Origin of the sequence: Synechococcus sp. KORDI-49 (assembly GCF_000737575.1) — a bacterium.
GTDB lineage: Bacteria > Cyanobacteriota > Cyanobacteriia > PCC-6307 > Cyanobiaceae > Parasynechococcus.
Map to the genome: position 1 here is coordinate 780,396 of NZ_CP006270.1, position 21,679 is coordinate 802,074.

The following is a 21,679-nucleotide window of genomic DNA, read 5'->3' on the forward strand; positions in this document are numbered from 1 at the left end:
TGATCCTGGCGGACCAGTCACCAGGGCAGAGGGCGGCGGCCGCTGCCGGCGTTGCAACCCACCTGAGATCCCAGCAGCGCACCGAGGGGAACGGCCCAGCTGCGGCCGTCATCCCGCGAGGCGACGTAGCCGAGGCCACCTCCCACGATGCCCCCGATCAGTCGCCCTCTGTTGCAGTCGCGTTCCAGCTGCGTTCGCATCCAGCCATCCCCCGCCGAGCTGTTGTAGGGCGACCGCTCGTAGGGATAGGGGGCCGGTTCATAGGGATAAGAGTGCCCACTCGACCAGTGATGGGCCTGAGCGGGCAGGGCCGTCGTCACCAGCGCTCCGGCGAGCACCAGGACGGAAAACGGAGAGAAGCGGATCATCCGTGATCTCGGAAAAGGACGACGTCAGGTAGTTGGTCTGACGCCCCCCCAGACAACCGCCGGATCCAGATCGTTTGGCAACCGAAACTCCGGCCAACTGCTTCCAGATGCAACTGGCCGGAGCCTGAGGCTCACTTGTCGGAGATCTTCTTGATGGCTTCCTTCACCTTGGCCTGTACATCGGCTGGAATCGCCTTCGGGCAGGCCTGCATGGCGCGCAGGAGCACCTGCTGCTCGGCGGCGGCGAACATTTCCTTCTCCGAAAGGGTCTTGTTGTCGAGCATCGACACCTTGCCGTCATGGCGGCCCTTCAGGGCCTGGGCATAGGTGCTGGCGGAGATGCCGAGCGCCTTCGGAAATTCCACGCCATCGAGCGCAGCCATGCAGAAGAAGGACGTGCCCATGGCCTGATAGATGGCGATGTCCTGCTTGGTGGCGGGAGCGGCAACAGCACCGGCCACAGCGCCGAACAGCTCACCTGTGGCGAGCAGGGCCGGCACCGCCAATGCTCCCAGGAGTTTGTGGCGAAGTTTCAACGGACTGACACCGATTGATCCTCGGTATTTTTACGTAGATCAACCCTCCAGGCGTCCGGAGTGGTCCGGTCAGTTCTCCTGGATCGGCGGCGGCGCCTCGGAGAGACGGATTTCGTGGTGGTGCTCGACGATCGACAGCTCCCCGTTCTCCCAGCTGTAGATCGCCCGGTAGCGGTAGCGGTCCTGATCCACAAGCCGGATGTGTTCCAGGATGTCCCACTGCTGGTAGTGGGATTCGAGGATCGTCTCGTGCTCATCCACCTGCCGCAGGCGGGTGCGCACGGGGTCGCCGTTCAGATAGCCCCGGCTGCGCTGGAGCTGATGGCCCCAGAGGGTCGCCTCCATCACGCCGCTGCGCTCGTACCAGGGCTTGCGCGCGAAGAACTCGTCGGAGTGCTGATCCTCGGCGTCCGACCACCAGCTGAAGCGGTAACGGCTCTCACCGGCCGTCGGCTCGGCGAAGGTCTCCATCTTCAGGTTCATGTCCAGATGCAGCACCTGGTCATCGCTGAACATGTACTGACGTCGCGAACGCCAGACGCCCAGATTGCGGGTGAACCAGCGGCGCAGATTGCTGTCCACGGAGACCGATGGTGATCCGTCAGCGCGCGACGGCACCGTCAATGGAACACGGTTTTGCCCGGAAAAAAGCGACATGAGCCGCGGATACGGCGAAGCGGACTGTTCATGAACGTCTTAGCCCGGATGGAGTCCCCGTCAAAAACCCATAAGGTGAGCATTCGTTTTCCGCGTCGGATGCCTTGTGAAGGGTGACGGTCCCAAAGGTCGTCAGCAGCTTCAGCTGCTGCTGGTGGCTGCCCGTCATCACCTGTCCGGCCAGGACCTCCGTTCTCTGGTGCAGTACCTGGAGCGGGAGGACGTCGGATTCGAGGTGACCCTCCAGCTCGCGGATCCGTCCCAGCAGCCGGAGCTGCTGGAGCTGCACCGGCTCGTGGTCACCCCCGCTCTGATCAAGCTGTCGCCCTCCCCCAAGCAGGTGTTCGCCGGCAGCAACATCCACCAGCAGCTGAAGGGGTGGGTGCCGCGCTGGCAGCAGGACGGCGTCGTCAGCGGACTAGGGCTCAGCCTGCGGCCGACCGAACTCGACGGCAGCCGCACCCAGAAGGAGCTGCAGCTGGAGGATCAGCTGCTGGTGCTGCGTCAGGAGAACGAGACCCTGATCGACCGCATCCACGCCCAGGAGAGATTGCTGCGCATGGTGGCCCACGAGCTGCGCACACCCCTCACCGCAGCGACCCTGGCCCTGCAGAGCCAGAGGCTCGGGCAGATCGACATGGATCGCTTCCAGGATGTGATCACCCGCCGTCTCGAGGAGATGGAGGCGCTCTCGAAGGATCTGCTGGAGGTGGGAACCACCCGCTGGGAGGCCCTGTTCAACCCTCAGCGGCTCGATCTGGCGAGCGTGTCAGCGGAGGTGATCCTGGAACTGGAGAAGCTCTGGCTCGGACGCAACGTCGAGATCCGCACCGACATACCGATCGACCTGCCGAAGGTCTTCGCCGATCAGCGACGCATGCGTCAGGTGCTGCTCAACCTGCTGGAGAACGCCCTGAAATACACAGGCAATGGCGGGCACATCACCCTGACCATGCTGCACCGCACCAGTCAGTGGGTGGAGGTGAGTGTCTGCGACAGCGGGCCGGGCATCCCCCCCGAAGAGCAGCAGCGGATCTTTCTGGACCGGGTCCGTCTGCCGCAGACATCGCATCGCACCACCGGATTCGGCGTCGGGCTGTCGGTCTGCCGCCGCATCGTGGAAGTGCACGGCGGCCGCATCTGGGTGGTGTCGGAACCCGATGAGGGGGCCTGCTTCACCTTCACCGTGCCGATCTGGCAGGGCCAGGGACAGGAATGGGGTCAGGCTGTCTTGACGGAGGGTCAGCCCGACCCGTAGTTTTGCTTGGTGACCGGGAGCACAGACAGCTCATCGCTCACGGCCTCGCCCCCATCGTCTAGAGGCCTAGGACACCTCCCTTTCACGGAGGCGACAGGGGTTCGAATCCCCTTGGGGGTATGTCAAATCAACGCGGCTGAATGTCGTCAGTCGCCGCTCCAGCGCCGTCTGGCTTCCTGTTCGACCGCATGCAGATTGCTCGACAGGTCGTCGCGCAGCCGCTCTTCGATCAGCCCGATCGGCATGCCGAGGCATCCCTGCACCGTCAGCTCATAAAGAAGTGAGGACCCCTCGGGCAGATCTCGCATCTGCCAGGACCCTTCAAACCGCCGGAAATCGCCTTTCACCATCCGGAACCGCAGCAGGCCGTCCGGCAGCACTTCCTGCAGTTCCAGCAGCACCTGAGCGGAGAAGCGCAGACCGAGAAGCTGCTGACTGCCCACCTGAAGCACCCGCACCGTCTGGCCGTCCCGCAGCACCAGCTCGCTGGTGCTGAGATTGGGAATGAAGCGGTCGAGATGGTCGTAGTCCGTGAGGACCTCCCAGAGAACCGAGACCGGTATCGCTGTTCTCAGCTGCACCGCCAGACGCCTGACGCCCTGCGGAAGGCGCTCCATCGTCTGCTCGATGACAACACCCTCGTCGGCAGCGGCTTCACGGAGCCCACGTCCAAAAATTGACTGAGCTGGAACCAACGCCTGAAAGGTCTCCGATGAGAAAGAGAATGGTCTGATCTTAAGGAGATCCCACGGATCACATCGCGATCTGTGTCAACGGTCAACCTCCGCTTGCGCGGATGAAGACCACACCTATAGTCGCGCAACCGAAATTGAGATCTCATGCGGGTGCCTGTCGCCACGGCCGGTGGAACCACGTCTCCTCTGTTCACGGTTGTTGCCAGCGGCATCAAGGCCGGATCAGGGGCCTCCGTGATTCGCACCTACCAGGTGGCGATGAGTGGACTCAACAACCTGTACAAGCGCCTGAGCGCCTCTGGAGCCAGAATCATCAGCGTGTCACCCGCCAGCGAGGACTCTCCCTCCGCTCCGGTGGCAGCCTCCAGCGCCCCCGAACCGCAAGCCGTGACAACTGCTCCCGCCCCCAAGAAAAAGCCCCACGCCAACGTTCCGGTCAACACCTACAAACCGAAGACACCCTTCATGGGGACGGTGACCGAGAACTACTCGCTGGTGAAGGACGGCGGTATCGGTCGGGTCCAGCACATCACCTTCGATCTCTCCGGCGGCGAACCCCAGCTCGAGTACATCGAAGGGCAGAGCATCGGGATCATTCCGGAAGGCAACGACGCCAACGGCAAGCCCCACAAACTGCGCCTGTATTCGATCGCCAGCACCCGCCACGGCGACAACTACCAGGACAACACCGTCTCCCTGTGCGTGCGTCAGCTTGAGTACAAGAACGAGGCAGGAGAACAGATCTACGGCGTCTGCTCCACCTATCTCTGCGACATCGAGCCCGGCTCCAAGGTGAAGATCACCGGTCCGGTGGGCAAGGAGATGCTGCTGCCCGACGACGAAGACGCCAACATCATCATGCTGGCGACCGGCACGGGCATCGCTCCGATGCGCACCTACATCCGCCGCATGTTCGAACCCCGCGAGCGCGATGCGAACGGCTGGACCTTCCGAGGCAAAGCCTGGCTGTTCATGGGCGCACCCAAGACCGGCAACCTCCTCTATGACGAGGATTTCCAGCACTACGAGAAGGAATTCCCCGAGAACTTCCGCTACACCAAGGCGATCAGCCGCGAACAGCAGAACACCAAGGGCGGCCGGATGTACATCCAGGACCGCGTGCTGGAGCATGCCGAGGAGATCTTCTCGATGATTGAAAACCCCAAGACCCACGTCTACATGTGCGGTCTGCGCGGCATGGAGCCCGGCATCGACGAGGCCATGACCGCCGCCGCCGCCGCCAAGGGGCTGGACTGGTCCGAGCTGCGTCCGCAGCTCAAGAAGGCCGACCGCTGGCACGTGGAAACCTATTGATCCGGATCTCCGGTGCCCTCGCCCGCCGCGTCCCGCGGCGGGCTTTTTTTTTTCGCTTGAAAACAATCCGAACGCATGCACCAGTCGGGATGTTCTGGAGCACTGTGCAATTCCGCTTCCGTGCCTAAACCAGCGGCAGACGCCTGTGCTTCATGGTCGCCACGATCACCAATCCCCTGAGGGTTGGACTTCGTCAGGAACGCGTCATCGCACCCCAGTGTCTGGTGATTTTCGGGGCGAGCGGTGATCTGACCCATCGCAAGCTGGTGCCGGCCCTGTTCGAGCTGTTCAAGCAGCGCCGTCTGCCCAGTGAGTTCGCGCTGCTCGGCTGTGCCCGACGCCCCTGGAGCGACGAGGTGTTCCGCAGCAAGATGACCGAGGCACTGGCGGCGAAGATCGAGGAGGACCCCCAGGCCTGGGAGCAGTTCTCCGCCAAACTCTTCTACGAGCCGGTGGATCTGCAGCAGCCGGAGGATGTGGTCCGTCTGGGGGGACGCCTCGAGCAGATCGATCAGCAGTGCGCCACCCGCGGCAACCGCACCTTCTACCTCTCGGTGTCGCCGAAGTTCTACGGCAGCGGCTGTCGTGCCCTGGCGGATGCCGGCCTGCTGAAGGATCCCAAGCGCAGCCGCGTGGTGATCGAAAAGCCCTTCGGGCGCGATTACGGCAGCGCCCAGTCCCTCAACCGGGTGGTTCAGAGCTGCGGTCAGGAAAACCAGATTTTCCGCATCGACCACTACCTGGGCAAGGAGACGGTCCAGAACATCCTGGTGCTGCGCTTCGCCAACACGATCTTCGAGCCGATCTGGAACCGGAACTACATCTCCAGCGTTCAGATCACCGCCGCCGAGACCGTTGGCGTCGAGGAACGGGCCGGGTACTACGAAACCTCCGGAGCCCTGCGGGACATGGTGCAGAACCACCTGACCCAGATGCTGGCGATCACCGCCATGGAGGCACCCGGTCGCTTCGACCAGGAAGCGATCCGAACCGAGAAGGCCAAGGTGCTGCAGGCCGCCCGGCTCGCTGATGAACTGGAGCCCTGGAACTGCTGCATCCGCGGCCAGTACGGACCCGGTGGCAGCCAGGAGTCTCCCCTGGCCGGGTACCGCCAGGAACCGGGGGTCGACCCGAACAGCACCACGGAGACCTACGTCGCCCTGAAGCTGTTCATCGACAACTGGCGCTGGCAGGGCGTTCCCTTCTACGTGCGCACCGGCAAGCGTCTGGCCAAGCGCGTCAGTGAAGTGGTGCTCACCTTCCGCGAGGCACCGGTGCACCTGTTCGATGCCGCGAACGGCGGCCCCACCTCCAACCAGCTGATCCTGCGCATCCAGCCGGATGAAGGGGCTGAATTCCGCTTCGAGGTGAAATCTCCCGGCTCCGGCATGCGCAGCCGGCCGATCGACATGGAGTTCTCCTACGACGAGTCCTTCGGTGAACCCTCCGATGAGGGTTACGTGCGCCTGCTGGCCGACGCCATGCTCAGCGACCCCACCCTGTTCACCCGCAGCGACGAGGTGGAGGCCGCCTGGCGCCTGTACACCCCGCTGCTGGAACTGATCGAGGACAGCCCCTGGCAGCTGCCGATCCATCCCTATGAATCCCGCACCTGGGGACCGGCGGCCGCCGATGCCCTGCTCGCCCGCGACGGACTGCTCTGGCGCCGTCCCTGACAACGCCTTATCCCTGTTCCACCCCTCTCCGTCCGAACCATGTCCCCTCAGCTCACGCTTCAGACCCCCCTGGAACTGGCGCCCTCGGAGGTGCCCACCTACCTCGAACAGCTCTGGTCCCCGGAGCAGCAGGGAAGCACCGGCACCGGCGCCAACACGTTCTCTCTGCTGATCTGGCAGCCGGCCTGGGCCGAACAGCAGCTGGTGCGCAGCGGTCGCCTGAAGGGGCCGATCACCGGCCAGCAATCCGACTCCCTGGTGGCCGCCGGCCGTCAGGTGGTCGTGGACGCCGATCTACCGCTCAGCACCCCCCCTCTGGATGGAGAGGTGATCGCAGCGGCCGCCGCTTTCGATGGCCAGACCCAGTCGGAGGATCTGCGCGGTCAGTACATCGACCCGGCCCTCAGCGCGCTTCAGCCCCGCCGGCTGATCACCCTGGCCCCCACCATCGATTCCGGCAAGGGGCTGGAAACCCTTGTGGCGGCCTATTGCCCCCTGCCGGAGGAAGGCGGTGGAACCGCCGCCTGCGGTGACGTGGTGGTGCTGCGGGGTGGCCACAACGCCCTGCAGGACGGCATGAACATCCTGCAGCCACTGCTGCCGCCCTCGATGCCCTCCTGGGTCTGGTGGAACGGCTTCCTGGATGAGGCTCCGGCCCTGATGGAGCAGTTGGCCTGTGCCCCCCGTCGCCTGATCATCGACACGGCCGTGGGCAGCCCGCGTCACTGCCTCGATCTGCTGCGTCACTGGGTGACCACCGGTCAACCCGTGAACGACCTCAACTGGCTGCGTCTGAGCAGCTGGCGCGAAACCCTGGCGATGGTGTTCGATCCGCCGCACCGCCGCGATGCACTCAGCCACATCGTGCGGCTCGACATCGATGTGGAAGGCCATCACCCCGCACAGGGCCTGCTTCTGGCCGCCTGGATCGCCGATCGACTGGGCTGGAGCCTCGACCACACCGAAGCGACGGAGGAGGGCACCGCCGCCCGCTTCCGCCGTGCGGACGGCACCGAGGTGATCTTCCAGCTGATGTCCGTGCCGATGGGCCAGCCCAGCGTTCACGCCGGCCAGCTGGTGGGCCTTCGCCTGATCTGCCAGCCGGATGACGGCAAGGGCGTCTGCGTGATCCTCTGCGCCGAGTCGGGTGGCTGCATGCGACTCGAAGGCGGTGGCATGGCCAGCCTGGATCTGCACGAGGAGGTCGTGCCCGCCCAGCATTCCACTCCCGAGATGGATGTGGCCCGTCTGCTCAGTGGCGGCCACGACAGCACCAACCCGCTTCTGGCCGCCGCCGCACCTCTGGCTGCCAGGCTGCTCGCCTGAGCTGATCGGATTTCATGGCCGTTGTCATCGCCGCTCCGGCCAGCGGCAGCGGCAAGACCCTGCTCAGCCTCGCCCTGCTGAGCTGGGTGCGGTCCCAGGGACGCTCGATCCAGGCCTTCAAGGTCGGGCCTGACTATCTCGATCCTCAGCTGCTGAGTGCGATCTCGCAGCGTCCCTGCCGCAATCTCGACAGCAATCTCTGTGGTGAGTCCTGGGTGCGCCGGGCCTTCCACGGCTACGGGAGCACGGCCGACCATGCCCTCGTGGAGGGGGTGATGGGGCTGTTCGACGGCATCGGCAGCAGTGAAACGGGCAGCACCGCCGCCACCGCACGGCTGCTGGATCTGCCGGTGCTGCTGGTGGTCGATGCCGGTGGCCAGGCCGCCTCCCTCGGCGCCCTGGTGCGCGGCTTCCGCGACCACGACCCCAACCTGAACCTGGCGGGTGTGGTGCTCAATCGCGTCAGCAGCAGCCGCCACCGGGAGCTGCTGGCGGAGGTGCTGGAGAGGCTCGATGTGCCCCTGCTCGGCTGCCTGCCCCGCAGCGAGGATCTGCAGCTGCCCAGCCGCCATCTCGGACTGGCGCCCGCCCATGAACTCAACGGCACCGCGGAGCGACGGGCTCGCTGGGCGGAGCTGGCTGCCAACCATCTGGATCTGCCGCGTCTGCTGCCGCTGATGGCGGCGCCCACCAGCGGCGAGGACCCGCTGGCGGAGTGTCCGTCGGGGGGAGGCACCCCCATGCCGGTCGCGGTGGCGGCTGATGCCGCCTTCCACTTCCGTTACCCCGAAACCGGCGAACTGCTGGAGCGGATGGGCATGCCTCTGCTTCCCTGGAGCCCTCTGGCCGATGAGCCGCTGCCGGAGAACGCCAGAGGGCTGATCCTCCCCGGAGGCTTCCCAGAGCAGCACGCGGCCCAGCTGAGCAGCTGCCGGCGCAGCCTCGATGCCCTGCGGAGCTTCGCGCGCCATCGACCGGTGTACGCAGAATGCGGCGGCATGCTGCTGCTGGGCCGCTCGCTCAGTGACCTCGACGGAGCCGTCCATGCCATGGCCGGCTCTCTGCCGTTCCATGCCAGCCGCGGCCAGCTGGATGTCGGCTACCGCACGCTGACGGCAACCAGCGACGGACTGCTGGTGCGTCGGGGAGAGCGACTGCGGGGCCATGCCTTCCACCGCTGGAGCCTGGACCGCGACCCCGAGGGATCGGCGCTGTGGGAAATTGATGGGTGGCGAACCCAACGACGCTTGGAAGGATGGGGGGATCGGACGCTTCACGCGAGCTGGATTCACATGCACTGGGCCAGCTGTTCGACGATCTGCTGCCGATGGCGCGACGCGCTCGCAACCGGGCCGATGCCATCAGCAAGCGCTTCGTCAGCCGGACGCGTCCGCAACGCATCCAACCCTTCATCGAACGCTGGCGCCTGATCATCCAGGGAAAGGTCCAGGGAGTCGGATTCCGGGCCAGCTGCAACCGTCGCGCTCTGGACCTGGGGGTGCGCGGCTGGGTGCGCAACCGCAGGGACGGATCCGTGGAGGTGCAGGCCGAAGGCGCTCCCATGGCCATCGCGGAGCTGCGGGCCTGGTGTGAGCAGGGCCCACCGGGTGCCCAGGTGCTGAGAGTGCAACCGAGCCAGCTGCCGGTCACCGGCGACGACTGGTTCGAGGTGCGTCAGTAAGCGGCCTGTCATCCGCCTCCGAAGAGATTGGGAACAGATCCGGCGGATGGCCGGGATCTGGCTAGGGCGGAAGGATCACTGAACACTCCCCCGGCGCTCCGAAGCATGCTGCGGTTCTGCATCGTTCTGACCATCACGGCCATGCCGCTGATCGGGATGGATGTGGTCAGTGCCCGGCGCGATGAGCCTCAGCGCATGTACGGATCGCTGCTGGAAGCCATGCATGCCTGCCGCGCCTGGGCCGCGATGGAGGGCACCTTCTCCACCGCCAGCAGCGGTGGGGGCGATCACAGGCTGCGTCCGGCGATCCGCAGCTGCACGCTGGACCTGGACGATCCGGTCATCCTCGCGGAGCGCTACGAGGTGGAGGAGAACAGCGTTCACGCGGCGTTGCCGGGTGCTCTGGAACGCAGCCTGCAGACCACCTTTCCCTTCCTTCCCGAGCGCAGCGAGACTTCCCCGCAGAGCTGAAGGCCACCATGCCCGATGACCTGCTGAATCCCCGCAGCACGGCCTTCTGGAAAGCCCTCCTCGGAGTGGCGAGTCTGGCCGTCTGCATCGGACTGGCCGCCCTGATCCTGAGGCTGTGATCCAGCTTGCAGTCGGCTCTCTCAGCGATGGTCATCCTGAGCGGGACCGCCCCGCTGCGTCATGTCCACCGGTCAAGAGCAACGTCAACGGCAACTGTGGCTGCTGCGCCATGGCGCCACGGAATGGGCCCTGAACGGGCGCCACACCGGCAGCACCGACCTGCCGCTGCTGCCCCAGGGAGAGGAGGAGGCCAGGGCGCTCGCACCGATCCTCACGCGCCTGAGCTTCGCTGCCGTGTTCAGCTCTCCGCTGCAACGGGCCCGCCGCACCTGCGATCTGGGGGGTCTGGGAGGGCAGATGCAGATCATGGAGGACCTCCTCGAGTGGAACTACGGCGACTACGAGGGGATCACCACGCCCGAGATCCGCGAAACGGTCCCGGACTGGACGGTGTGGACCCACGGCTGTCCCAACGGCGAGAACGCCGATCAGGTGCAGGCCCGCTGCGCGAAGGCCATCGCCACCGCCCTGGCCGCCCCCGGGGATGGGGATGTGGCCCTGTTCGCTCACGGCCATATCCTGCGGGCCCTCACCGGCACCTGGCTGGGACTGGGAGCCGCCGGCGGCAGGCTGTTCAAGCTGGGAACCGCCTCCGTGAGCATCCTCGGCTGGGAGCGGGGGCAGAAGGCCATCGCCCGCTGGAATGCCCCAACCGACCCTGGGGTCTGAATCCGAGCTGCCGCTCAACCGACGCCGGAGAAGCCCTCGAACTCACGCCGCCAGGCCGCCTGAACCGTTGCTGAGGCGTCCGCACCGATCAGCCAGACCCCCGTCCGGGCCCGCGACACCGCCACATAACAGAGCTGCTGACGGATGGAGGGATCAGCCCGGAACACATCGGGGGCCACGAAGACATCCCCGAAGCTGCTGCCCTGGCTGCGATGCACCGTGAGCACGGCCGCCGGCCCGAGAGACGCGAAGGCATCGCGGATCAGGAAGAAACGGCGCCAGATGGATCGGCCGTCCTTCTTGCCCGCGTCCCGGGCCTGTTGCCGCAACCGCTGCATCACGGCATCCAGCAGCTGCCGCGCCTCACTGCCCACCGGGGGCTGGAGTCTCAGGGTCAGCTCCAGCTCCCCGGCACTGACGCTGGCCGAAAGGGTCTCGATCACGGGCACGGGGCCATCCGCGGCCGACAGCCCGAAATCCACCAGATCACAGGACTCCGGCTTCACATCCCGCACGGTCACCTCGCGATTGGAGCCGAGCACCATGTCCGGCTCCTCCCCCGTCTCCTCCCCGTCGCGGGAGGCCGGAGCCATCACGGCTGTGCGGCTGATCAGCACCTCTCCCGGCAGCACCGGCATCTGATCAGCCATCTCCCCGTGAATGGCCCGTCGGGCATGGGGCACCAGACGGTCCAGGGTGCGGTTGGTGTAACAGAGGATGCGGGCCGCATCGGGATTGTCCTGGACGGAAGCCTCCCGGAGTGCGCGGCGAGCCTCCTGCAGCCAGTCCTTCTGTACAAGGCTGCGCACCTGGCCCTGCGGATCCCGGATCGGCGGCAGCAGCGGCGGCATCTGACAGGGCAGCCGACCTTCCCGCAGGCCTCCAGCCAGCTGCAGCACAGGCCCCTGATGGCGCACCACCTGGCGCAGAGCAGCGGAGCAGGCGCGCTGCATGGCGAACACCGGGCTGCTGTCCTCACCCACCGGCGGCAGCTGCGCCGGATCACCGACGAACACCAGCCTGGTCTTGAAGGGGTGAGCGCACTGAAGGGCGATCCCGAGAAGCGTGCTGTCGACCATGGAGGCCTCATCCACCAGCACCAGTCCGAGATGCTCCAGGGCCATCGCCGTCTGCTCCGTCGGCTCGCACAGCTCGATGTCGCCCTGCCGCTTCAGCTTCAACCGCAGCAGACGATGAATCGTGGAGGGGTACCAGGCAGGGTTGAGGCCCTCCAGCTCAAGGGCCTGACGCAGCACTCCCACCGCTTTGTGGGTCGGAGCCACCACGGTCCAGCAGAGGCCGCTGGCCTCCACCTGACGCAGCAGACGCATCGAGAGGAAGGTCTTGCCGCTGCCGGCGAAACCGCTCAGCACGAACGGCGTTCCATCAGCCGGCGACGCCAGCCATGCCGCGAAGGCATCGGATGCGATCTGCTGATCACCGGTGAGTTCAGCCCCGGCGTTCACCCCAGCAGCACTCCGAACAGATGAAGCGGTGATCCCAGCAGCGCAAGTCCCGGCAGGGCGATGGCGGGACCGATCAGGCTGCCGACCAGCACCTGAAGCCGGCTGTGGCCCAGGCTTTCCTTGAGGGGTTTCTCGAAGCTCTCCTGCCAGAGTTCAGCGGGGAGGGCATTGACCCGTTCGGCGGTGAACCCGGCTGCCCGCCGGATGCCGCTGGCGTCGTACATCACCACGAAGGCGATCATCGCCGCCAGCGCGAACAGCGGGTGATCGAATCCCAGTGTCCAGCCCACGCAGGCCGCGGTACCCGTCACCAGAGCGGAGTGACTGGAGGGCATCCCCCCCGTTTCGATCAGCACAGCCGGGCGCCAGCGCCGGTGCTGGATCAGTTCGATGAACAGTTTCGAGAGCTGGGCGATGCCGCAGGCCGCCAGCCCCCAGGCCAGGGAGGCGTTGTCGAGCACCTCCTGCAGAACGGCATGGGTTGGAACGGTCTCGATCATCGGTCGCGGCTGGTGATGAAGTCCGCCAGGGCCAGCAGCGGCAGGGCCCTTTCCGCCCAGGGTTTGAGCACGTCCTTGGCTTCATTCACCAGCACATCAGCCCGCTTGCGGGACTCCTCCAGACCCAGCAGCTTCGGGTAGGTGGTCTTGTCAGCGATCAGATCCTTGCCGGCGGTTTTGCCGAGAACCTCACTGCTGGCGGTGATATCCAGGATGTCGTCGATGATCTGGAACGCCAGGCCGATGCCGCGGGCGTAGGTGCGCAGAGCTGCGATCAGGTCGTCTTCGGCGCCGCCGATCATGGCGCCGGTGATCACACAGGCACTGAGCAGCGCTCCTGTCTTGTGCAGATGGATGTACTCGAGCGTGTCGAGGTCCACCTGCTTGCCCTCGCTCTCCAGATCCACCACCTGACCGCCCACCAGGCCGGGGGCACCGGCCACCAGCGACAGCTCCCCCACCACCTTGAGCAGGCGCTCCGCCGGAACACCGGGACTGCGCAGCGACACCATTTCGAAGGCGCGGGTGAGCAGGGCATCACCGGCCAGGATCGCCACCGCTTCGCCGTAGACCTTGTGATTGGTGGGTCGGCCCCGCCGCAGATCGTCGTCATCCATCGCCGGCAGATCGTCGTGGATCAGCGACATGGTGTGGATCATCTCCAGAGCCACCGCGGTGGGAACGGCAAGCTCCGCCTCCCCACCGGCCAGTTCACAGGCGGCCAGGCAGAGGATCGGCCGCAACCGCTTGCCACCGGCCAGCAGCGAATAGCGCATCGCCTCCCGCAGGGATTCCGGACGCTCCGGCAGCAGAGCGGCATCAAGGGCCTGCTCCACCGTGGCTTTCGCCTTGGTCAGGTAAGCCTTGAAATCAAAGCTGTCCGCCGGTGCCGGAACTCTGTCGGGGGAGGTCGCCGCAGCGGTCATGGAGAACCCGAAACTGGCGGGATTCTCTCAGGCCGGGCCCATACCGCTCAGGGGCACCCAGTCCATCGGGTGGGGCATGCGCATCTCCCGTCCCTCCCCGGGGGGCGTGGTGATGGCGAGGTCGTAGGAGACGGAGTACCGCGGAGAGCTCCCCTCATAAGGCGTCACCCGGTGGGTGAGATCCGATGGGAACAGCAGCAGACGATGCTGCTTCGGCGCGAAGACACCGCCTGAGGCGGCGGCATCCTTGTAAGGAATCGCCATCACGTGGCTGAAGTAATCCTCCGGTGCCTGGAACTCCAGTTCGCCGGTGGCGTTGTCCGCCTCCGTGCGCACATAGAAGACGGCACTGAGCTGGGCGTTGCGATGGGTGTGGGGCTCGATCGTTCCCCCCTCCTGCGCACAGACCACCGGCCAGGCCTTCTGAATATGGACTTCCAGCCCATGGGCCGGCCCGAGCAGCTCCTGCAGGAACCCACTCACATGCAGGGCCAGCTGACGGTTCAGCCACTGAAAGGCCTCCAGTCGATGCACCTGGTCCAGACCGGCACGACCCAGCAGATCACCGGTGAGGTTGTTGCGGTCGCTGAACTCAGGATGGGCGAACACCTCACGGTCAAAGGTGACCAGCTCGGCGTCCATCGCCGCAGCCACGCCGGCCTCGGGAGTCAGATCCACCTGCAGCACCGGTGTCGGGAAAAGCCAGTGGAATGCCATTGCAACTCTCAGACAATCAGATCATCGAGGCCATGGTCGATCCCATGGCGGCGGCACCAGGCCACCACCGTGTTCACCAGCAGCATCGTCACCGTCATCGGTCCGACGCCCCCAGGCACCGGAGAGAGCGCAGCAGCGATCGGCTCCACCTCGGCGGCCACCACATCACCGCACAGCCCTCCTTCGGGACGGCGATGGATGCCCACATCCACCACGGCAGCTCCGGCACGCACATGCTCCGCCCCGACCATCCCGGGGCGCCCGGCCGCCACCACAAGAATGTCGGCTTCCCGGGTGTGCGCGGCAAGATCCACGGTGCGCGAATGGGCCACCGTCACCGTGGCATTGGCCGCCTGAAGCATCAGCGCCATCGGCTGTCCCACCAGGATGCTCCGACCGATCACGACCGCACGCTTGCCGGCCGGGTCGATGCCGTTGCTGCGCAGCATCGCCATCACGCCCGCCGGCGTGCAGCTGCGCGGGCCGGATTCCCCTTTGAGCAGACGGCCCAGATTCAGCGTGTGCAGTCCGTCGGCATCCTTCTCCGGGTCAATCGCCTCCAGCAGCGGCCTCTCATCGAGTCCGTCGGGCAGCGGCAGCTGCAGCAGGATTCCATCCACCCTGGGATCCGCATTCAATGCACGGATGCTGCCGAGCACCGCGTCCGCCGCCGTCTCGGCCGCCAGGTGGGCTCCGAAACTGGCCACGCCGATGCGGGCACAGGCCTTCTCCTTGTTGGCGACGTACACGGCGCTGGCCGGGTCATCGCCGACGCGCAGCACCGCCAGTCCCGGCGGGCGACCGATGCCGGACTGATGCTCCTTGATCACAGCGGAGAGCCTGTGTTCAACGGCTTTTGCGAGCACCTTGCCATCCAGGCGCAGGGCCATGCCATCAGGTTCACACTGCGTCCAGCATGCCTGCCGGGGAGAGCTAGCGTTATGAGGTCAGCGCCCACGATTTGGTAGGCCTTCCGCGTGTGAGCCGCCTCTGGCGACGCTGGCTGCGTGATGAAGCACCGGCCAGGAGGTTGCTGCGCTGGAGCCGGCTTCAGCTGTCGGCGGTGCTGGTGCTCTGCCTCGCGGTTGCCATGGTGTCGAGCCTGCCCTGGCTGCTCAAGCCGGATCTGCAGCCGGGCTCTCTGGCGCCGTTCGATGCCGTCGCCCCCAAGGGTGCCCTGGTTCAGGACAGCACAGCTCTGGAGCAGCGACGCTCCAACCTCCTGGCCCGCTCGGTGGTTCAGGTGATCGACCGCCAGCAGACGCTCGAGCTCCGACAACGCCTGGAACGGCAGCTCGGGGAACTGCAACAGGTCAGCCTCACCGGCTCAGCCGCGCGGGTCGGGCCCGTCAATCTCGACGCGAACGAACAGCGCTGGCTGCAGAAACGCAGCGAAAACGAGCGTCTCGCCTGGGATGACGCCCTGCGCAGAGCGGCTGACCGCATGCTCAGCCAGGGGCTGGTGAGCGGTCTCGCCGAGGGGCAGCTCCGGGAAGCGGTGCGGCTGCAGGTGCGTGATCTCGTGGCCGAAGAGCCGGCGGCACGGTCGCTCGCCGCCAAGCTGCTCACCGGCACGCTCCAGGGCAGCAGCAATCTGCGCACGGATCCCAACCTCAGCAAGCAGCTGATCGAAACGCAGCTCACCAAACAGGGAATTCCCACCATCGAGGTGCGGGCGGGAGATCTGATCACCCGCAAGGGGGAGCCGATCAGTCCTCAGGCCTACGACGTTCTCGACTACTTCGGCAAGGTCCGGCGGGAACCGCAGCCGGCGATCTGGTTCCGCCATTTCCTCGAGGCGCTGGCCGCCTGCGCCGTGATGCTGCTGGTGATGCGCCGCGAACGGCCCGGACTTGAAGTGCGCCATGCCCTGCTGGCGCTGGCCCTGCTGCTGCTGGTGCAGGGCGCCAAGCTCTGGTTCAAGGGCTCGATCAGCCCTCTGGCGGTGCTGGTGCCTCCGACCCTGGTGATCACCGAGGGGCTGGGCACGGGATGCGGCCTGGTGTGGATGTCGATCGCGGCGCTGCTCTGGCCGGTACCGGTGAACGGTCTCGGGGACGGACGCCTGTTGATGGCAGTGGTCGTCGCCGCTGCCGGAGCACTGATCGCTGGGCGGCAGCGCAGCCGCGGCCAGCTGCTTCAGCTGGCGGTGATGCTGCCGATCGGAGCACTGCTCGGCCAGTGGCTGATGCTCCAGCTGCAACCGCTCACGGGCTGGCGGATCTGGGGGGCCACCAATCCGAATCTCGATGAACTGGCAGCCGAGTCGCTGCTGCTGGGCATCCTGCTGATGCTGGCTCTGCTGCTGATTCCTGTGCTGGAGTCGTCCTTCGGACTGCTCACCCGGGCCCGGCTGCTGGAACTGGCCGATCAGGAGAGACCTCTGCTGCGGCGCCTGTCCTGCGAGGCGCCGGGCACCTTCGAGCACACCCTGATGATCTGCGGTCTCGCGGAGGAGGGAGCCCGGGCGATCGGCGCCGACGTCGATCTGATCCGCACAGGTTCGCTGTACCACGATGTCGGCAAGCTCCACGCCCCCAACTGGTTCATCGAAAACCAGAAGGATGGCCCGAACCCCCACGACAGCCTCGATGATCCTCAAGCCAGCGCCGCGGTGCTTCAGGCGCATGTGGACGAGGGGCTGAAACTGGCCCGCAGGCACCGACTGCCACGGCCGATCGCCGATTTCATTCCGGAGCATCAGGGAACCCTGAAGATGGGGTACTTCCTGCACAAGGCCCGCGAACGGGATCCCGATGTCGATGAGAGCCGCTTCCGCTACCGCGGACCGGCACCACGATCCCGGGAGACCGCCGTGCTGATGCTCGCCGACGGCTGCGAAGCGGCGCTGCGCTCCCTGCCTCCGGACACCTCCGATGACCAGGCCCGCGACACGGTGAGACGAATCGTCGCGTCGCGTCATCAGGACGGGCAGCTGCGCAAGAGCACCCTGAGCCGGACCGAGGTGGAACTGGTGGTGCGTGCCTTCGTCCAGGTCTGGCGACGGATGCGGCATCGACGCATCCCCTATCCGATCCCGGCCCGTCGCGGTCTCTCGGTCTGAAGCACCGGCTCAACCGACCGGGAGTCTCAGCTGGTGAGCTTGCGCTGAAGCACGACCGCCGCCGGCAGCAGGGTGATCAGATTCGCCACCAGCACCGGACCATCAGCGGCGAGCAGCCCGTAGACGGACCAGAGCGCCACGCCCGATGTGAACAGGGCATACATCCCGAGAGAGATGGCACGGGTGTCACCACTGCGCAGGGTCTTGATCGCCTGCGGGAAGAAGCTGGCTGTGGTCAGGGTGGCGGCGGTGTAGCCGATCAGATCCGGTGGGATGGCCATGGCAGCGGACTGGGGGAGTGAAGGCGGAGACGCGCACCGGAGAAGGGATGCCTGAAACCCAGCGCCAGGGCGTGCAGATGCAGCCGCCCGGCCGGGCTGCCGCCGTAGATCGGATCCCCAACGATCGGATGGCCGATGTCGGCCAGATGGGCACGCAGCTGGTGGGAGCGGCCGGTCAACGGTCGCAACCAGAGCTGAGTGCGGCCGTTGACGGCACGTCGGACACGCCAGATCGTGCAGCTGCTGCGCCCGTCGGGATGACGTCCGTAGCGAGGCGGCTGGCGCTGCAGCCGGGCCAGTGGGGCATCAAGGCAGCCCCGCCCGGTGAGCGCACCATCGATTTCAGCCAGATAGAGCTTGTTCACCCGGCGTTGGGCGAAGAGGGCACTGCAGCGGCGCAGGCTCTCCAGCCCGCGGGCCAGCAGCAGAACGCCCGAGGTGTCCCGGTCGAGGCGGTGAACCAGATGCAGATCGCCATCCCCCGCCCGCAGCCGTGTGATCAGAGAGTCCTGCTGGTCGGCTCCCAGCCCGGGCTGACTGAGCAATCCAGCCGGCTTGTTCACCGCCAGCAGCCACGGATCCCGATGCAGAGGCTGCAACGGATCAGGGGTCAAGGCGATCGCCGCAATGCTTGATGAACAGGGCTTCCACCTGCTGAGGAGGCAGCGCCTGCACGACCCTGGCCTCAGCCTCCACATGGTGTCGGCCGCTTCGGTAGAGGGCCAGCTCGTGAAACGTGTCAGCACCCTTGTCGATCGTCGCCTCCATCTCCTCAACCAGCAACGACTCGGGCATCAGATTCCCCCCCTTGCAGACCTGCATGACATGGGCCGACTCATGGGCCAGCACCTCCCAGACGACAGCGGGGTCATCGGGAATGTTGTTGCCGCACATCAGCAACACATCACGACCGGCGTGATAGGCCCCGAACAACCCCAGCGGGCAGTCGTTCGCCACCATCGCCTCGATGCCGGCGCTTTGGATCAGACGCAGATAACCGCCGATCTGATCCCAGGTCGTGGCCTTCGCCGGTGACTGGTGCCCCAGTCCGACCGTGAATGCCAGCACCAGCGCGGTGAGAACGGAGCTCCGCACGGAACATCAGCTCGCTGATCTCATTGGTCTCAGAATCAGACACCGAATTCGCTGATTCACCCGAACATCTCCAGATTTCAGGAGGTCTGCTCCCGCTTCACAGCCTCGACCTTCTCGCGGAATGACTGATGACGGTCTGTGCGGGTGTTCAACTTGAGGGTGGTGTAGACCCGCGGAACCCCCAGCCGGTGCAGCTCGTCGTGACAGGCCCGCACGCAGGCCATCACCTCGTCCCAGGGTCCTTCGATCGCCGTTCCGTTGGCTCCGAGTTCATGCTCCAGACCAGCAGCCTCGATCACCCTCTGACAGGCGGCGATGTACGGCGACAGGCTGACGCCCACCCCGATCGGCACCACACAGAGATCGATGCTGACCCAGTTCACGGAGCGGGAGACATCGGTCGTTTCAGGCAACTGACCGGATAGTCGATGGTGCGCCAGTTACCGCTGCCGGTTCTCACCTCCACGGCGATTCCGCGGCCGGCGAGGGCGCAAGCCGCACCCTGGCCGGCGCACCAGGAGCGCGCTTCGTCCAGAGCCGTCTCAAGCGTGTCGTAATGGGCATCAAGCACCGGATGCGGCAGACCATCCAGGCCAACCAGCCGGTAGCGGGAGCGATGCAGCGCCATCGCGGTCCAATCCCGAAATTGTCACCATCTTCCCACGTCAGCCACTCCTCCGGATCACGGACACTGGAACGGCTTCATTCATCCAGCCGTGAGCAGCACCCTGCAGGAGGCCTACACCGCCCTGATGTCCAGAGCTCCGGGAGCGGCCTTCCGGCGTGCTCGCAGCCTTTATCTGAACAAGTACCCCCTGCCGCAGCCGGATCAGAACGGCCCCCTGCGACTGTTCGTCTGCCAGGAGCGTTGCGAAGAACTCGAACAGCCGGCACCCGACGGCGTTGCTCATCACCGCCTGGTGACGCTCACCTGCCGACCGGGAGAACTGGCTCTGGTGCACTGGCAGCAGCCAGAGGCGGCGGAACCATCGCTGATCGCCCTCTATCTGCGCGATACCTGGGGACTGGAAGCCGATGCCCTCCAGCTTCGGACCTGCGACGAACCGTGGTTCCGCGACGGAGGCCATCAGCTGCGGTTCAGTCCACCGGAGACACTGATGGAACAACAGAGCAGTTTATTAACCCTCAGCGAGTGAAAATCGGTAGAGATTCCAAACATGGGATTTGCCGGGCTCTACGTCAGCTATCGCTCAAAGAGAGCCCTTTCACAGCCGATGCTCACCAAATACGCAGAACGTTTTGTGCTGAGGTCCTGTTCCCAGGGGCTCTACCTCGGCGTGAACGCATCGAGCAGTCAGATCGAAGTGCGCGATTCCGTGGAAGATGCCTGGGTGTTTCACACCCACGAGGGAGCCGTCACCCACGCCCGCTGGATCGGCGAAGTGCACGGTGAAACACCTGATGTGGTGAAACTGACCGTCTGACGCTTCAGCGCTCCCCGACCAGATCGTTCCAGCTCAGGAACTTGGAGGGATCACAGAGGCCCGTCGCACGTTCCTCTGTGGAGAGCAGCGGTTTGAGTTCCGCCGATTCGGCGAGGTGTTCGGCGACTGAGATCCATCTCGAGCTCGAGTCCGCGACGTCCTTCCAGAACGACATGCTGATCTGATCCATCTGATCAGTCTCCGGGACGGAGCTGGGCTCAGAAGTCAACGGCGACACGGCCGCCTGTGCTGCCGACAACGGCGGGCCGGCGTCAGCCGTGAATGAAATGCCGCAGACGACGGGCCTCCTCGCCCTGTTCCCGCTGCAGATCCTCGGAGCTGCGCTGGGCCAGCTCACGCTCCCGTGCCTGCAGTACATCATCCCCACTCACCTGAAAGCCTCGCTCGGCCGCCAGGGCCATCAGTTCGGGAAGCTCCATCGGTGAGGCCAGGCGGGCCGCCAGCGCCGCATCGGTATGGCGCAGCTCCAGCAGCCGGTCGAGATCCTCGAGAGACACCTTCGCTCTGCATCAGGCGCTGTTCTAGGGCAGCGACGGTTCTCAGAGAGCGAAGGCCGTGCCGCTCAACCTTTCACGGCATCTCCACTGGCACTCGGGAGGATGAAGCGCTGAAGAAGCACGAACAGCACAAGAACCGGAAGGATCGAGACCACCGACCCGGCAGCCACTATCCGCCAGTCGAGGGAAAAACTGCTCGAAAGCTGCTGCAGACCGAGCGGAAGCGTGTAGAGGCCTGGATCATCCAGGATCACAAGCGGCCAGAGGAAATCGCTCCAGGTGCCGATGAACACCAGCATGCCCAGGGTGATCAGATCTGCCCTCGCCGCTGGAATCATCACGTTCCACCACTCGCCCAGACGGCTGCAGCCATCGATCCTGGCGGCCTCCTCCAGTTCCACAGGCACCCCCAGAAAACTCTGACGCAGCAGATAGAGCCCGAAGGCGGTCGCCGCCTGGGGGATCACCAGGGCCACCAGGGTGTTGCGGAGTCCGAGCTGAACCATCAGCAGGTAGAGGGGGATCATCACCACCTGGAACGGAATCAGAATCGTGGCCACCACCAGACCCAGCACCAGCCCGCGTCCGGCGAAGCGCATCCGCGCCAGGGGATAGGCCGCCATCGAGCAGAACAGCAGGTTGGCAACCACCGCCAGCACGCTCACCACGGTGCTGTTCAGCAGATAGGTCGTGAGCGGGTTGTCCTGGAACAGGCGCCAATAGGCCTCGAGGCTGGGTTCCGCCGGCAGCAGCGCCGGCGGACTGCTGAAGATGTCTTCGCTGGGGCCCTTCAGGGAGGTGCTGACCAGCCAGAGCAACGGAACCAGCACCAGCAGAGCCAGCAGGATCAGCAGCACCAACTGCAGAGCGCGGGTGAACGTGCGGCGCATCGCCTC

At 65.7% G+C, this 21,679-nt stretch carries 28 protein-coding genes and 1 tRNA gene; 12 read left to right on the forward strand and 17 right to left on the reverse strand.

Annotated features, from left to right (window positions below; all coding sequences use genetic code 11):
- Window positions 1-17 precede the first annotated feature (17 nt).
- The 3 genes from KR49_RS04225 to KR49_RS04235 all read right to left on the reverse strand — a co-directional run bounded on the left by KR49_RS04225 (window position 18) and on the right by KR49_RS04235 (window position 1,561).
- The gene (locus KR49_RS04225) at window positions 18-368 is read right to left on the reverse strand and encodes a glycine zipper 2TM domain-containing protein (RefSeq protein WP_043691976.1); all 351 of its coding nucleotides are present in this window, start codon (window positions 366-368) and stop codon (window positions 18-20) included.
- A gap of 131 nt (window positions 369-499) precedes the next feature.
- Window positions 500-868 (reverse strand): cAMP phosphodiesterase, encoded by a 369-nt coding sequence (locus KR49_RS04230; protein WP_253912855.1) that lies wholly within the window; start codon window positions 866-868, stop codon window positions 500-502.
- 105 nt (window positions 869-973) lie between these two features.
- On the reverse strand, window positions 974-1,561 hold the full coding sequence (locus tag KR49_RS04235; protein WP_052378162.1) for a hypothetical protein: 588 nt from the start codon (window positions 1,559-1,561) through the stop codon (window positions 974-976).
- Between the two features lie 106 nt (window positions 1,562-1,667).
- Here KR49_RS04235 and KR49_RS04240 point away from each other — a divergent pair, with 106 nt between their 5' ends.
- Window positions 1,668-2,819: a histidine kinase gene (locus KR49_RS04240; protein ID WP_043691982.1), complete on the forward strand. Its 1,152-nt coding sequence runs from the start codon at window positions 1,668-1,670 to the stop codon at window positions 2,817-2,819.
- Window positions 2,820-2,866: 47 nt separating this feature from the next.
- A tRNA-Glu gene (locus KR49_RS04245) sits at window positions 2,867-2,939 on the forward strand.
- A 26-nt stretch (window positions 2,940-2,965) separates the two neighbouring features.
- Here KR49_RS04245 and KR49_RS04250 read toward each other — a convergent pair.
- Window positions 2,966-3,436, reverse strand: a complete 471-nt coding sequence (locus KR49_RS04250) for an SRPBCC family protein (RefSeq protein ID WP_084188098.1) — start codon at window positions 3,434-3,436, stop codon at window positions 2,966-2,968.
- A 222-nt stretch (window positions 3,437-3,658) separates the two neighbouring features.
- Between KR49_RS04250 and KR49_RS04255 the strand changes: the two genes are divergently transcribed.
- The 7 genes from KR49_RS04255 to KR49_RS04285 all read left to right on the forward strand — a co-directional run bounded on the left by KR49_RS04255 (window position 3,659) and on the right by KR49_RS04285 (window position 10,771).
- Complete coding sequence (locus tag KR49_RS04255; protein WP_043691984.1) at window positions 3,659-4,828, forward strand: FAD-binding oxidoreductase; 1,170 nt, start codon at window positions 3,659-3,661, stop codon at window positions 4,826-4,828.
- A gap of 152 nt (window positions 4,829-4,980) precedes the next feature.
- Entirely contained in the window at window positions 4,981-6,504 is a 1,524-nt protein-coding gene (gene zwf, locus KR49_RS04260) for a glucose-6-phosphate dehydrogenase (protein WP_043691986.1), read from the forward strand.
- A gap of 39 nt (window positions 6,505-6,543) precedes the next feature.
- A complete protein-coding gene (locus KR49_RS04265; protein ID WP_043691987.1) occupies window positions 6,544-7,830 on the forward strand; it encodes a glucose-6-phosphate dehydrogenase assembly protein OpcA in 1,287 nt (428 codons plus the stop codon).
- Between the two features lie 14 nt (window positions 7,831-7,844).
- Window positions 7,845-9,260 (forward strand): cobyrinate a,c-diamide synthase, encoded by a 1,416-nt coding sequence (locus KR49_RS04270; RefSeq protein WP_043691988.1) that lies wholly within the window; start codon window positions 7,845-7,847, stop codon window positions 9,258-9,260.
- Window positions 9,158-9,511: an acylphosphatase gene (locus KR49_RS04275; RefSeq protein ID WP_043691989.1), complete on the forward strand. Its 354-nt coding sequence runs from the start codon at window positions 9,158-9,160 to the stop codon at window positions 9,509-9,511. The genes KR49_RS04270 and KR49_RS04275 overlap by 103 nt, the downstream gene beginning before the upstream one ends.
- Window positions 9,512-9,616: 105 nt before the next feature.
- Window positions 9,617-9,982, forward strand: a complete 366-nt coding sequence (locus KR49_RS04280) for a hypothetical protein (protein WP_043691991.1) — start codon at window positions 9,617-9,619, stop codon at window positions 9,980-9,982.
- A gap of 180 nt (window positions 9,983-10,162) precedes the next feature.
- The gene (locus KR49_RS04285; protein WP_043691994.1) at window positions 10,163-10,771 is read left to right on the forward strand and encodes a histidine phosphatase family protein; all 609 of its coding nucleotides are present in this window, start codon (window positions 10,163-10,165) and stop codon (window positions 10,769-10,771) included.
- 14 nt (window positions 10,772-10,785) lie between these two features.
- Here the strand turns inward: KR49_RS04285 and KR49_RS04290 are convergent, their stop codons facing one another.
- Genes KR49_RS04290 through folD form a run of 5 tightly spaced genes read right to left on the reverse strand, consistent with a single transcriptional unit; the run spans window position 10,786 to window position 15,270 of the window.
- Window positions 10,786-12,237 (reverse strand): ATP-dependent RecD-like DNA helicase, encoded by a 1,452-nt coding sequence (locus KR49_RS04290; protein WP_043691996.1) that lies wholly within the window; start codon window positions 12,235-12,237, stop codon window positions 10,786-10,788.
- On the reverse strand, window positions 12,234-12,737 hold the full coding sequence (locus KR49_RS04295; RefSeq protein ID WP_043691998.1) for a divergent PAP2 family protein: 504 nt from the start codon (window positions 12,735-12,737) through the stop codon (window positions 12,234-12,236). The genes KR49_RS04290 and KR49_RS04295 overlap by 4 nt, the downstream gene beginning before the upstream one ends.
- Window positions 12,734-13,663 (reverse strand): geranylgeranyl diphosphate synthase CrtE, encoded by a 930-nt coding sequence (gene crtE / locus KR49_RS04300; RefSeq protein WP_052378163.1) that lies wholly within the window; start codon window positions 13,661-13,663, stop codon window positions 12,734-12,736. The genes KR49_RS04295 and crtE overlap by 4 nt, the downstream gene beginning before the upstream one ends.
- 27 nt (window positions 13,664-13,690) lie before the next feature.
- Window positions 13,691-14,380, reverse strand: coding sequence for a TIGR02466 family protein (locus KR49_RS04305; RefSeq protein ID WP_043692000.1), 690 nt, complete (start codon window positions 14,378-14,380; stop codon window positions 13,691-13,693).
- A gap of 8 nt (window positions 14,381-14,388) precedes the next feature.
- Window positions 14,389-15,270 carry a bifunctional methylenetetrahydrofolate dehydrogenase/methenyltetrahydrofolate cyclohydrolase FolD gene (folD, locus tag KR49_RS04310; protein ID WP_043692002.1) on the reverse strand — a complete coding sequence of 294 codons (882 nt, stop codon included), beginning with the start codon at window positions 15,268-15,270 and terminating at the stop codon, window positions 14,389-14,391.
- A 200-nt stretch (window positions 15,271-15,470) separates the two neighbouring features.
- On the opposite strand from folD, the gene KR49_RS04315 reads away from it, so the two are divergent.
- Window positions 15,471-17,444 (forward strand): HDIG domain-containing metalloprotein, encoded by a 1,974-nt coding sequence (locus tag KR49_RS04315; RefSeq protein WP_371257666.1) that lies wholly within the window; start codon window positions 15,471-15,473, stop codon window positions 17,442-17,444.
- A gap of 26 nt (window positions 17,445-17,470) precedes the next feature.
- Here KR49_RS04315 and KR49_RS04320 read toward each other — a convergent pair whose 3' ends face one another.
- From KR49_RS04320 to KR49_RS04340, 5 genes are all read right to left on the reverse strand, one after another.
- Window positions 17,471-17,725 (reverse strand): SemiSWEET family sugar transporter, encoded by a 255-nt coding sequence (locus KR49_RS04320; protein WP_043692008.1) that lies wholly within the window; start codon window positions 17,723-17,725, stop codon window positions 17,471-17,473.
- Window positions 17,704-18,324 carry an RluA family pseudouridine synthase gene (locus KR49_RS04325; RefSeq protein WP_043696768.1) on the reverse strand — a complete coding sequence of 207 codons (621 nt, stop codon included), beginning with the start codon at window positions 18,322-18,324 and terminating at the stop codon, window positions 17,704-17,706. The genes KR49_RS04320 and KR49_RS04325 overlap by 22 nt, the downstream gene beginning before the upstream one ends.
- Window positions 18,325-18,328: 4 nt before the next feature.
- Window positions 18,329-18,820: a hypothetical protein gene (locus tag KR49_RS04330; protein WP_043692010.1), complete on the reverse strand. Its 492-nt coding sequence runs from the start codon at window positions 18,818-18,820 to the stop codon at window positions 18,329-18,331.
- 77 nt (window positions 18,821-18,897) lie between these two features.
- Window positions 18,898-19,233 carry an MTH1187 family thiamine-binding protein gene (locus KR49_RS04335; protein ID WP_253912817.1) on the reverse strand — a complete coding sequence of 112 codons (336 nt, stop codon included), beginning with the start codon at window positions 19,231-19,233 and terminating at the stop codon, window positions 18,898-18,900.
- The gene (locus KR49_RS04340) at window positions 19,200-19,448 is read right to left on the reverse strand and encodes a hypothetical protein (protein WP_043692018.1); all 249 of its coding nucleotides are present in this window, start codon (window positions 19,446-19,448) and stop codon (window positions 19,200-19,202) included. The genes KR49_RS04335 and KR49_RS04340 overlap by 34 nt, the downstream gene beginning before the upstream one ends.
- A gap of 88 nt (window positions 19,449-19,536) precedes the next feature.
- Between KR49_RS04340 and KR49_RS04345 the strand changes: the two genes are divergently transcribed.
- Window positions 19,537-19,977 carry a hypothetical protein gene (locus tag KR49_RS04345; protein ID WP_043692020.1) on the forward strand — a complete coding sequence of 147 codons (441 nt, stop codon included), beginning with the start codon at window positions 19,537-19,539 and terminating at the stop codon, window positions 19,975-19,977.
- Window positions 19,978-19,998: 21 nt separating this feature from the next.
- Complete coding sequence (locus KR49_RS04350) at window positions 19,999-20,265, forward strand: hypothetical protein (RefSeq protein ID WP_371257656.1); 267 nt, start codon at window positions 19,999-20,001, stop codon at window positions 20,263-20,265.
- 4 nt (window positions 20,266-20,269) lie between these two features.
- On the opposite strand, the gene KR49_RS04355 is transcribed toward KR49_RS04350, so the two are convergent.
- The 3 genes from KR49_RS04355 to KR49_RS04365 all read right to left on the reverse strand — a co-directional run bounded on the left by KR49_RS04355 (window position 20,270) and on the right by KR49_RS04365 (window position 21,673).
- Window positions 20,270-20,455 (reverse strand): hypothetical protein, encoded by a 186-nt coding sequence (locus KR49_RS04355; RefSeq protein WP_043692022.1) that lies wholly within the window; start codon window positions 20,453-20,455, stop codon window positions 20,270-20,272.
- Window positions 20,456-20,537: 82 nt separating this feature from the next.
- A complete protein-coding gene (locus KR49_RS04360; RefSeq protein ID WP_043692027.1) occupies window positions 20,538-20,783 on the reverse strand; it encodes a Nif11-like leader peptide family RiPP precursor in 246 nt (81 codons plus the stop codon).
- A gap of 65 nt (window positions 20,784-20,848) precedes the next feature.
- Complete coding sequence (locus tag KR49_RS04365) at window positions 20,849-21,673, reverse strand: carbohydrate ABC transporter permease (RefSeq protein WP_043696774.1); 825 nt, start codon at window positions 21,671-21,673, stop codon at window positions 20,849-20,851.
- Window positions 21,674-21,679 lie beyond the last annotated feature (6 nt).